The organism is Enterobacter sp. N5-15 (genome assembly GCF_057221635.1).
In genome coordinates this window covers 184144-195851 of the sequence record NZ_CM170150.1, presented here as the reverse complement: position 1 = coordinate 195851, position 11708 = coordinate 184144, and the positions used below count along the sequence as shown (strand labels likewise).

The 11708-nt window shown below is 56.4% G+C and carries 8 protein-coding genes; 5 read left to right on the top strand and 3 right to left on the bottom strand.

Annotation, left to right across the window (positions count from 1 at the left end; translation table 11 throughout):
* Positions 1-91 precede the first annotated feature (91 nt).
* Entirely contained in the window at positions 92-1546 is a 1455-nt protein-coding gene (gene xylB / locus AC2TE5_RS00900) for a xylulokinase (RefSeq protein WP_484612503.1), read from the bottom strand.
* Positions 1547-1606: 60 nt separating this feature from the next.
* A complete protein-coding gene (gene xylA, locus AC2TE5_RS00895; RefSeq protein WP_484613379.1) occupies positions 1607-2929 on the bottom strand; it encodes a xylose isomerase in 1323 nt (440 codons plus the stop codon).
* Positions 2930-3300: 371 nt separating this feature from the next.
* Between xylA and xylF the strand changes: the two genes are divergently transcribed.
* From xylF to xylR, 4 genes are all read left to right on the top strand, one after another.
* Positions 3301-4293 carry a D-xylose ABC transporter substrate-binding protein gene (gene xylF, locus AC2TE5_RS00890; RefSeq protein WP_484612502.1) on the top strand — a complete coding sequence of 331 codons (993 nt, stop codon included), beginning with the start codon at positions 3301-3303 and terminating at the stop codon, positions 4291-4293.
* Positions 4294-4365: 72 nt separating this feature from the next.
* Positions 4366-5907 carry a xylose ABC transporter ATP-binding protein gene (locus AC2TE5_RS00885; RefSeq protein ID WP_121425982.1) on the top strand — a complete coding sequence of 514 codons (1542 nt, stop codon included), beginning with the start codon at positions 4366-4368 and terminating at the stop codon, positions 5905-5907.
* A complete protein-coding gene (gene xylH / locus AC2TE5_RS00880; protein ID WP_213330579.1) occupies positions 5885-7066 on the top strand; it encodes a xylose ABC transporter permease XylH in 1182 nt (393 codons plus the stop codon). The genes AC2TE5_RS00885 and xylH overlap by 23 nt, the downstream gene beginning before the upstream one ends.
* A gap of 33 nt (positions 7067-7099) precedes the next feature.
* A complete protein-coding gene (gene xylR, locus AC2TE5_RS00875; protein ID WP_484612501.1) occupies positions 7100-8278 on the top strand; it encodes a D-xylose utilization transcriptional activator XylR in 1179 nt (392 codons plus the stop codon).
* Positions 8279-8317: 39 nt separating this feature from the next.
* Here xylR and AC2TE5_RS00870 read toward each other — a convergent pair whose 3' ends face one another.
* Positions 8318-9142, bottom strand: a complete 825-nt coding sequence (locus tag AC2TE5_RS00870) for a protein bax (RefSeq protein WP_032643761.1) — start codon at positions 9140-9142, stop codon at positions 8318-8320.
* A 314-nt stretch (positions 9143-9456) separates the two neighbouring features.
* Between AC2TE5_RS00870 and AC2TE5_RS00865 the strand changes: the two genes are divergently transcribed.
* Positions 9457-11487 (top strand): alpha-amylase, encoded by a 2031-nt coding sequence (locus AC2TE5_RS00865; protein WP_484612500.1) that lies wholly within the window; start codon positions 9457-9459, stop codon positions 11485-11487.
* Positions 11488-11708 lie beyond the last annotated feature (221 nt).

Sequence of the window (11708 nt, the reverse complement as noted above, 5' to 3'; positions counted from 1 at the left end):
CGCCAGTGGGTGTGACACCATACTGGCAAGGAAAGGAAGGCACGCACAGACCAAAAAAGGACATCCTCATGCCTCTCCCGGACAAGCATATTTACGACATCAGCGGCAGCAGCTGCTGGTAGATTTTGCGGAACACGTCGCGCCTTTCCGCGTACCGCGCATGGCGCCCCGCGTCAGGTACATGCGCCTGTTCAAGCGTAAGCTGCGGCAACAGTTGCGAAAGCGGCTGTTCCGGATGAATGGCTATCTGCGCCAGACGCGCGGCGCCGAGCGCGGGCCCGACATCCCCGCCGGTGCGGAAATCCAGCTGCAACCCGCTGATATCCGACAGCATCTGTCGCCAGTAAGGGCTTCGCGCACCGCCGCCAATCAGGGTAACGCTCGTCGGTTTCAGGCCGCAGTCGTGCACCACGTCCATACCGTCAGCCAGGGCATAGCCCACACCTTCCAGAACCGCACGCGCCAGTTCTGCCGGGCCATGCTGATGGGTTAAGCCAAAGAACACCCCTTTTGCTTCAGGGTTGTTATGCGGCGTACGCTCGCCGGAAAGATACGGTAAAAACCAGACGGTACCCGCAGCGTCATCCGCCTGCTGTGCCGCAGCAATGAGCGCCGGGACGTCGGCCATGCCGGTGAGTTTTGCCGCCCAGTCCAGGCAGGACGCCGCGCTAAGCATCACCGACATCAAATGCCATTTCCCGGGAAGGGCATGACAGAAGCTGTGCACCGCGCTTTCTGGATTACTGCGATACCCGTCGCTGACGGCAAAATAGACGCCAGACGTTCCCAGCGACAGCATCGCCTGGCCCGCCTCAACCATGCCAACACCGACAGCGCCCGCCGCGTTATCGCCGCCCCCGGCCACCACCGGTACGGCAGGCATATTCCAGCGCTCAGCAACGGCTGGCAGCAGTGCGCCCGTCACCTCACAGCCTTCGTACAGCGCGGGCATATGTTCCCGGGTCAGATGGCAGGCATCCAGCATCGCCTCGCTCCAGTCGCGCTTCGCCACGTCGAGCCACATCGTGCCCGCGGCATCGGACATGTCGCTGGCGAAATCGCCCGTCATGCGAAAACGCAGATAGTCTTTCGGCAGCAGGACTTTCGCCACCTGACGGAAAATCTCCGGCTCGTGGCGCTTCACCCACAGTAATTTTGGCGCAGTAAAGCCCGGCATCATCAGGTTGCCGGTAATCTCGCGGGAGGCGGGTACGCGCGACTCGAGAAGCGCACACTCTTCCGCGCAGCGGCCATCGTTCCAGAGGATCGCAGGACGCAGCACGCGATGCTGGCTATCGAGCAGCGTAGCGCCGTGCATTTGCCCGGCAATCCCCAGCGCTTTCACGTCGCGCAGGCTGTGCTGCTCACCTAAGGCTTTAATTGCGCGATCCGTCGCCTGCCACCACTGCTCCGGATCCTGTTCCGACCACAGCGGATGCGGACGTGAAACCTGCAGCGTTTCAGTCTGCGTGGCTAACACGTCGCCCTGCTCGCTCAACAGGATGGCTTTCACACCCGATGTGCCAAGATCGATCCCGATATACATTATGGTGACTCCTTTGACAGAAATGCCCGGTGGCGCTGCGCTTACCGGGCCTGGATGCTGTTATTTATCGAACAGGTAGTGATTGACCAGGTTTTCCAGCAGTTCCTGGTGCCCGCTCTGATGCTGCGGTGCCAGCTGATGTTGTTCAGCGTACTTCGCGATTTCCGCAAGCGATAACTGCCCTTTCAAAATTTGCTGGCCCAGCTCACTGTTCCAGCCGCTGTAACGCTTCGCTACGCGTTTATCCAGCTCGCCGTCTTCAATCATTCGAGCCGCCACTTTCAGCGCCAGCGCCATGGTGTCCATCGCGCCAATGTGGCCGTAGAACAGATCGTATTTGTCGGTGCTCTGACGACGCACCTTGGCGTCAAAGTTCAGGCCGCCGGTGGTGAAACCGCCCGCTTTGATGATTTCATACATCACCAGCGCATTCTCTTCCACGCTGTTCGGGAACTGGTCGGTGTCCCAGCCCAGCTGTGCATCGCCGCGGTTCGCATCGACAGAGCCGAAGATACCCAGCGCAATCGCAGACGCGATCTCGTGATGGAAAGAGTGGCCCGCCAGCGTGGCGTGGTTGGCCTCAATGTTCACTTTAATCTCTTTTTCCAGGCCGAACTGCTTCAGGAAGCCATACACCGTCGCCACGTCGTAGTCGTACTGGTGCTTGGTCGGTTCCTGCGGTTTCGGTTCGATCAGCAGCGTGCCGCGGAAGCCGATTTTGTGCTTATGGTCGACAACCATCTGCATAAAGCGGCCAATTTGTTCGCGCTCCTGGCGCAGGTCGGTGTTGAGCAGGGTTTCATAGCCTTCACGGCCCCCCCACAGAACATAGTTTTCACCGCCCAGCTGGTGCGTGGCGTTCATTGCCGTCACCACCTGCGTGGCCGCCCAGCTAAACACGTCCGGATCCGGGTTGGTTGCCGCGCCCGCGCCGTAGCGAGGGTTGGTAAAGCAGTTTGCCGTGCCCCAGAGCAGCTTCACGCCGCTTTGCTGCTGTTTCGCCGCCAGCACATCCACCATCTGCGCGAAGTTGTTCAGATACTCTTTCAGCGACGCGCCTTCCGGCGACACGTCCACGTCATGGAAGCAGTAGTACGGCACGTTCAGCTTGTGGAAGAACTCAAACGCCACATCGGCTTTGCGTTTCGCCAGCTCGATGGCCTCACCCGGCTGCTGCCACGGGCGGTCAAAGGAACCCACGCCGAACATATCGGCGCCGTTCCAGCAGAAGGTATGCCAGTAACAAGCGGCAAAGCGCAGATGATCTTCCATGCGCTTACCCAGCACCAGCTCATCCGGGTTGTAGTGACGAAATGCTAAAGGATTGGTCGTTTTCGGGCCTTCGTAACGAACGCGATCGAGTTGGTCGAAATAAGCTTGCATATTGAGCTCCATAATCAGGGTATGCGGCGAGTCGTTGATACAGGAGTAATAGTGAATAGACATTTTGGGTTGCTCAATTACGTTATTTCACACTGCTATTGAGAGAATGCACAACTGTGCGCTGGCTCGCAAAATAATGTGCAGACAAACTATTTTTCGGCGCGTATTCCAGAATCAAATGTAATTAAGACGTTACGTATTTTAAAATCCGATCGCGGTCATAAATTCAGAAATAAACCAAATATCATAATGAGAAGATAAAAATCTGTAATTGCCAGCCCGCCTTTCCGCGTTAAAAATTTGCTGCGTCTCAGCAGTGAATGTTTCTTTTATCTCAGCAACACATACCCCTACAAAAAGGCCTAATAATTATGAAGATAAAGAACCTGACTCTAACGCTCTGCACTACGCTCCTCTTTGCAAGCTTTGCAGGACATGCCAAAGAGGTCAAAATTGGCATGGCGATTGACGACCTGCGTCTGGAGCGCTGGCAAAAAGATCGCGATATTTTTGTTAAAAAAGCAGAATCCCTCGGCGCCAGCGTGTTTGTTCAGTCGGCTAACGGCAACGAAGAAACACAAATGTCGCAGATCGAGAATATGATCAACCGAGGTGTCGATGTCCTGGTCATTATCCCCTATAACGGCCAGGTATTAAGTAACGTGGTGAAAGAAGCCAAACAGGAAGGCATAAAAGTCCTGGCCTATGACCGTATGATTAATAATGCGGACATTGATTATTATATTTCGTTCGACAATGAAAAAGTCGGGGAATTACAGGCGCAAAGCCTGATCGACAAAGTGCCTCAGGGCAATTATTTTCTGATGGGCGGCTCTCCGGTGGATAACAACGCCAAACTGTTCCGCGAAGGGCAAATGAAAGTCCTTAAGCCGTACATCGACAACGGGAAAATTAAAGTGGTCGGCGATCAGTGGGCCGACGGCTGGCTGCCAGAAAACGCGCTGAAGATTATGGAAAACGCGCTGACGGCCAACAACAACAAAATTGACGCGGTTGTGGCCTCCAACGATGCCACCGCAGGCGGCGCTATCCAGGCCCTGAGCGCCCAGGGGCTGGCCGGTAAAGTCGCCATTTCAGGACAGGATGCCGATCTGGCTGGCGTAAAACGCATTATCGCAGGCACTCAAACCATGACGGTCTACAAACCGATTACCCAGCTGGCCAATACGGCGGCGGAAATCGCCGTAGAGCTGGGCAATGGCAAACAACCTAAAGCAGACGCGACCCTGAATAACGGGCTGAAAGAGGTTCCGGCTCGCCTGCTCACACCGATTGAAGTCAACAAGGAGAACATTGACGCCACCGTGGTTAAAGACGGTTTCCACAAGAAGAGCGAACTGTAATCCGGCGCGGCCCCTGCTCTGCGGGGGCGCATCACGTTGTACTGTTCTTCCCTCGGGTTATGTGGAGCGGTTATGCCTTATTTACTTGAAATGAAAAGCATCACCAAACGCTTCGGCACGGTGAAAGCCGTCGACAACGTCAGCCTCCGGTTGAACCCCGGCGAAGTGGTTTCGCTGTGCGGTGAGAACGGTTCGGGCAAGTCGACGCTGATGAAAGTGCTGTGCGGGATCTACCCGCACGGCAGCTACGAAGGTGAAATCGTCTTTGCCGGTGAAGTTATCCAGGCGACACACATCCGCGATACCGAACGCAAAGGCATCGCCATCATCCACCAGGAGCTGGCGCTGGTGAAGCATCTCACCGTGCTGGAGAACATCTTCCTCGGGGCCGAAATTTCCCGCCACGGCGTGCTGGATTACGACACCATGACGCTCCGCTGCGAAAAGCTGCTGGCACAGGTGAGCCTCAACATTTCACCGGATACTCGCGTGGGGGATCTGGGCCTCGGGCAACAGCAGCTGGTCGAAATAGCGAAAGCGCTAAATAAACAGGTCAGGCTGCTGATCCTCGATGAGCCGACGGCCTCGCTCACCGAACAGGAAACCGCGGTTCTGCTCAATATCATCCGCGATCTGCAAAACCACGGCATCGCCTGTATCTACATCTCGCACAAGCTGAACGAGGTCAAAGCTATTTCGGACACCATCTGCGTGATCCGCGACGGGCAACACATCGGCACGCGTGAAGCCGCGGGGATGAGCGAAGATGACATCATCACCATGATGGTGGGCCGCGAGCTAACGGCACTTTACCCGAATGAACCCCACGCAACGGGCGATGAAGTGCTGCGCGTGGAAAACCTGACCGCGTGGCACCCCGTTAACCGCCACATCAAGCGCGTCAATAACGTCTCGTTTTCCCTTCGCCGTGGCGAAATTCTTGGGATTGCGGGCCTCGTCGGTGCCGGGCGCACCGAAGCCGTACAGTGTCTGTTTGGCGTGTGGCCAGGGCGCTGGGAGGGCACGATTTATATCGACGGCCAGCCGGTGAAAATCGATAACTGCCAGCAGGCGATTGCCCGCGGCATTGCCATGGTGCCGGAAGATCGCAAAAAAGACGGCATCGTGCCGGTCATGGCGGTGGGTAAAAACATTACGCTTGCGGCGCTCGATCGGTTCTCCGGCGCGCTGAGCAGCCTGGACGATGCCGCCGAGCAGCAGTGCATCCTCCAGTCGCTTGCCCGGCTGAAGGTCAAAACCTCTTCACCGGAGCTGGCGATTGGCCGCCTTAGCGGGGGAAACCAGCAGAAGGCGATTCTGGCGCGCTGCCTGCTTCTCAATCCACGCATATTAATCCTTGATGAGCCCACGCGCGGGATTGATATCGGTGCCAAATATGAAATCTACAAACTGATTAATCAGCTTGTACAGCAAGGGATTGCCGTCATTGTCATTTCGTCTGAGTTACCCGAAGTGCTCGGCCTGAGCGACCGCGTGCTGGTCATGCACGAGGGAAAACTGAAAGCCAACCTGATTAACCAGAACCTGACGCAGGAGCAGGTGATGGAAGCCGCTTTAAGGAGCGAACGTCATGTCGAAAAGCAATCCGTCTGATATCAAAGTCGCTGTTCCGACGCCCGGTGCGTTTGCGGGGCTAAAAGCGCTTAACCTGCAGGTTTTCGTGATGATCGCGGCGATTATCGTCATCATGCTGTTTTTTACCTGGATGACCGATGGCTCGTACTTAAGCGCGCGTAACGTCTCCAACCTGCTCCGCCAGACCGCCATCACCGGCATTCTGGCCGTGGGCATGGTGTTCGTGATTATCTCCGCGGAAATCGACCTGTCGGTCGGTTCGATGATGGGGCTCCTCGGGGGCGTGGCGGCGATTTTTGACGTCTGGCTCGGCTGGCCGCTGCCGCTGACCGTGGCGGTCACGCTGGTGCTGGGTCTGGTTCTGGGAGCCTGGAACGGCTGGTGGGTTGCCTACCGTAAGGTGCCATCGTTCATTGTCACCCTGGCGGGGATGCTGGCCTTCCGCGGGATCTTAATCGGCATCACCAACGGCACCACCGTCTCCCCCACCAGTGCAGCCATGTCGCAGATTGGCCAGAGTTACCTCTCAGATAGCGTGGGCTTTACGATCGGTGTGATTGGGTTGCTGGCCTTTGTCGCATGGCAGTGGCGTGGACGCATGCGTCGTCAGGCGCTGGGGCTGGCTTCTCCGGCGTCAACCTCGGTGGTGGGGCGTCAGGCGCTCACGGCGGTCATTGTGCTGGGCGCCATCTGGCTTCTGAATGACTATCGCGGTGTTCCGACACCCGTCCTGCTGCTGGCGCTTTTACTGCTGGGCGGTATGTTTATGGCCACGCGCACCGCGTTCGGCCGCCGTATTTATGCCATTGGCGGCAACCTTGAAGCTGCCCGCCTCTCGGGTATCAATGTCGAGCGTACAAAGCTGGCGGTCTTCGCCATTAACGGCCTGATGGTCGCTATCGCCGGGCTGATCCTCAGCTCGCGTCTCGGAGCAGGCTCTCCCTCCGCCGGGAACATCGCCGAGCTGGATGCTATCGCCGCCTGCGTCATTGGCGGCACCAGCCTCGCAGGGGGTATCGGTAGCGTGGCGGGCGCGGTCATGGGGGCATTTATCATGGCGTCGTTGGATAACGGGATGAGTATGATGGACGTCCCGACGTTTTGGCAGTATATCGTCAAGGGGGCCATTCTTTTACTGGCAGTCTGGATGGACTCGGCCACCAAGCGACGGGCCTGATAACCGTATTGTGACTTAATTGGGAAGTGAGCCATGTTTGAAAAGCGTCACCGCATTACGTTGTTATTCAATGCCAATAAAGCCTACGACCGTCAGGTGGTGGAAGGCGTTGGTGAATATTTGCAGGCGTCGCAATCCGAATGGGATATTTTTATTGAAGAAGATTTTCGCACCCGTCTGGAGAACATCAAAGACTGGCTGGGCGATGGCGTCATCGCGGACTATGACGATCCCGTCATCGAACAGCTGCTGACCGACGTCGACGTCCCGATTGTGGGCGTCGGCGGCTCCTACCATTCGCCCGACCACTATCCGCCGGTCCACTACATTGCCACCGATAACCATGCCCTGGTCGAGGCTGCCTTTCTTCATTTAAAAGAGAAAGGTGTCCATCGCTTCGCGTTTTATGGGTTACCGTCCACCAGCGGCAAGCGCTGGGCCGTTGAGCGCGAACACGCGTTTTGCCAGCTGGTCGCAAAGGAAAAGTATCGCGGCGTGGTGTACCAGGGGCTGGAAACTGCGCCGGAAAACTGGCAGCACGCGCAAAACCGCCTGGCGGACTGGCTGCAAACGCTGCCGCCGCATACCGGTATTATTGCCGTGACGGACGCCCGCGCGCGGCACGTGCTGCAGGTCTGCGAACACTTACACACTCCGGTGCCCGAAAAGCTGTGCGTGATTGGCATTGATAATGAAGAACTGACCCGCTATCTGTCTCGCGTGGCGCTCTCCTCCGTTGCACAGGGCACGCGTCAGATGGGTTATCAGGCGGCGAAGCTGCTGCATCGTCTGCTGGATAAAGAATCTCTGCCCCTTCAGCGCTTGCTCGTGCCTCCTGTCCGCGTCGTAGAACGCCGCTCAACCGATTATCGCTCCTTAAGCGACCCGGCCGTCATTCAGGCCATGCACTATATTCGCAACCACGCCTGCAAAGGGATTAAGGTCGATCAGGTGCTGGATTCGGTGGGCATTTCGCGCTCGAATCTGGAGAAGCGTTTTAAAGAAGAGGTGGGCGAAACCATTCATGCCGTCATCCATGCTGAAAAGCTGGAGAAAGCACGCAGCCTGCTCATTTCCACGTCGCTGTCGATCAACGAAATCTCACAGATGTGCGGTTACCCGTCTCTGCAATATTTCTATTCGGTGTTCCGCAAAGAGTATGACACCACGCCGAAGGAGTATCGGGATCGCCACAGCGAGGTGCTGATATAGAAAAGAAAACGCCTTCCAGTGGAAGGCGTTTTTTTGAGATTACATATGAGCGGCGATTAAGCGCTGGTTATCCTGGTACATGGCGAACAGATAGTTGTTATAGCTCTGTCCCTTTGTCGAATAACCTTTCAGCTTGTGGATCATCGTACTGGCCGTCACTTCCTGGTCCGCTTTACGCAGCTGAGCGCGTGATTTACGGAACGATGAGTAGGCCGGGTGCGTGTTCAGATTTACCACGTAGGCGCTGACGGAATCTTTCACAGATTCAAACTGCGAATAGCCTTTCACTTTGCCAGGAGCATTGTTACAACGGCCTTTCACGCATTTCATGCCGAAAAGGTTGTTGTTGCTGCGCGCCAGCTTAGACGTCCCCCAGCCGCTTTCGGCAGCAGCCATAGTCGCAACCATGCTGCCCGGGATGATATCCACACGCTCAAGGAGAGCATTCCACGGCACACGACGCGTGTTACCGTTCCAGCTCAGCTTGTAGCGCTTCGTGATATCTTTCAGACGCGTGCGCTCTGACGGCGACCAGCGGCTATCGTACTGTTTGGAAATCAGCCAGTTACGATCCGCAGTAATCGCGGCATTTTGACTCGTGATGTAAGGCATTACCGTCCGGAGAAACGCTTTTTTCCTTGGTGTTCCGGAAGGGTATTTTCGCAAATCAGGAAGTGAACTACTCTTTGCACTATTGCGAGAATACTCTTGTTTACTGCTAACCTTACTACTTGTCGTCTTTATTACGTGGGCTTTCTTACTCGTTGTATCCGTGTGCGTCTTCGCAAGCACCTCACCCGAAAATGCCGTGGTGAGTAACATGAGTATCGCAGCCCCATATCGTCGAATGGGAGTCGATATCATTAGGTCTCCTGGTCGGATGTAATCATCCCAACACCTTATTTTTTTCACAAATTTGAGAGCGGAATCTCAAATCATATCAAAAATAGACTTCAAGAGCACGTATAGAAATAGTCCAATTCCGAAACTATGTCACCTGAAACTTGCTCATAAAAAAATCATTCCGCAGAAACTGTGTGCGCTATCGCAGATAACTGCCTAATTTTGCGCGAGATCACTCATCCTCACGCATCCTCCTGGCAGAAAGCGGCAGGGGATGAGTTTTTGCCTCCCGCCTGATGGCACACTGGTCAAAAATGCCGCGACAGGAAAAAGGAATGAAACGCACCGCATTAGCCTTTCTGATGTTACCCGCACTGGCGCATGCCGACTGGTCATCGCCGGGGTTTAGCGCCTTTAGCGCCGAAGGCACCGGGGTCTTCACCAGCCAGGCAAAGCTTGCGAAGGGTACGCGTCCTCTGACGCTGAGTTTTGACAAGACGTGCTGGCAGCCTGCGGACGCGATAAAACTCAATGAGATGCTGTCGCTCACGCCCTGTGAGGGCGCACCGCCGCAGTGGCGCCTTTTCCGCGACGGTGACTACCAGATGCGGATTGATACCCGCTCCGGCACGCCCACCCTGCTGCTGACGATTCAGAGTGCCGCAGAACAGCCGGTTGCAAACGTCATCCGCCAGTGTCCGAAGTGGGACGGCAAACCGCTGACGCTGGACGTCAGCCATACCTTCCCGGAAGGCTCCGTGGTGCGCGACTACTACAGTAAACAGACGGCGACGGTACAGAATGGAAAAATAACCCTGCAGCCAGCCGCCAACAGTAACGGCCTGCTGCTGCTTGAGCGCGCCGAAACCGACAAGCCTGCGCCGTTTAGCTGGCAAAACGCCACCGTCTATTTTGTGCTAACCGACCGTTACGTGAATGGTGACCCGGGCAACGACAACAGCTACGGTCGCCATAAAGACGGCATGCAGGAGATTGGCACCTTCCACGGCGGTGACCTCAAGGGACTCGCCGGCAAGCTCGACTACCTGCAGCAACTGGGCGTCAACGCGCTCTGGATAAGCTCCCCGCTTGAGCAGATCCACGGCTGGGTAGGCGGTGGCACAAAAGGAGATTTCCCTCACTACGCCTATCACGGCTACTACACCCAGGACTGGACAAAGCTCGACGCCAATATGGGCAGTGAGGATGACCTGCGCCAGCTTGTCGACGAAGCGCACAAGCGCGGGATCCGCGTTCTGTTCGATATCGTCATGAACCACGTTGGTTACGCCACGCTGGCAGACATGCAGGAGTATCAGTTTGGTGCCCTTTACCTGCCGGGTGATGAGCTGAAAAAGACGCTGGGAGAACGCTGGACGGACTGGAAGCCGGGCGCGGGCCAAAGCTGGCACAGCTTTAACGACTACATCAACTTTAGCGACAAAGCCGCATGGGAAAAATGGTGGGGTAAAAAGTGGATCCGCACCGATATCGGCGATTACGACAACCCTGGCTTCGATGATTTGACCATGTCGCTGGCATTTCTGCCGGATCTGAAAACGGAATCCACGACGCCTTCTGGATTGCCAAACTTTTACCAACACAAGCCCGATACCCACGCGAAGGCCATCAAGGGATATCCCCCGCGCGATTATCTGACCCACTGGCTCAGCCAGTGGGTCCGTGACTACGGCATCGACGGTTTCCGGGTGGATACGGCTAAACACGTTGAGCTTGCGGCCTGGCAACAGCTGAAAGACCAGGCAAGCCAGGCGCTGGCCGCCTGGAAAGGGGCGAACCCGGACAAAAAGCTCGACAACGCACCGTTCTGGATGACCGGGGAATCCTGGGGCCACGGGGTGATGCAAAGCGATTATTACCGCCACGGTTTTGATGCGATGATCAACTTTGATTATCAGGAACAGGCGGCAAAAGCGGTGGATTGCCTGGCCGACATGGATCTCACCTGGCAGCAGATGGCGGAGAAGCTGCAAAGCTTCAACGTGCTGAGCTATCTCTCATCACACGATACGCGTCTGTTCCGCGAAGGGGGCCAGCGCGCGGCGGAGCTGCTTCTGCTGGCGCCGGGCAGCGTACAAATCTATTACGGGGATGAATCCGAGCGTCCGTTTGGGCCAACAGGCTCCGACCCGCTGCAGGGCACCCGTTCGGATATGAACTGGCAGGATGTCACGGGCAAGCAGGCCCTAACCGTCGCCCACTGGCAAACGCTGGGCCAGTTCCGCGCCCGCCATCCGGCGATCGGTGAAGGCAAGCAAACCACGCTGTCGCTGAAAGAGGGGTACGGCTTCGTGCGCGAGCACAAGGGCGATAAGGTGATGGTGGTATGGGCAGGTAATCAGTAATTCTCCCCCTCACCCTAACCTTCTCCCCGCAGGGGAGAGGGAACCGGACAGCGCCGTCTTTTCCCCCTCGCCCCTTTGGGGAGAGGGCCGGGGTGAGGGGCACTCACCAGAACTATTCACTACACAAATCCAATTCCGCCATACAAAACAACAAATCCGACCACATCACCCGATTTGCACCAGCACGGTGCTAGCGTTATGGTTACCCACTTTCAAAATAA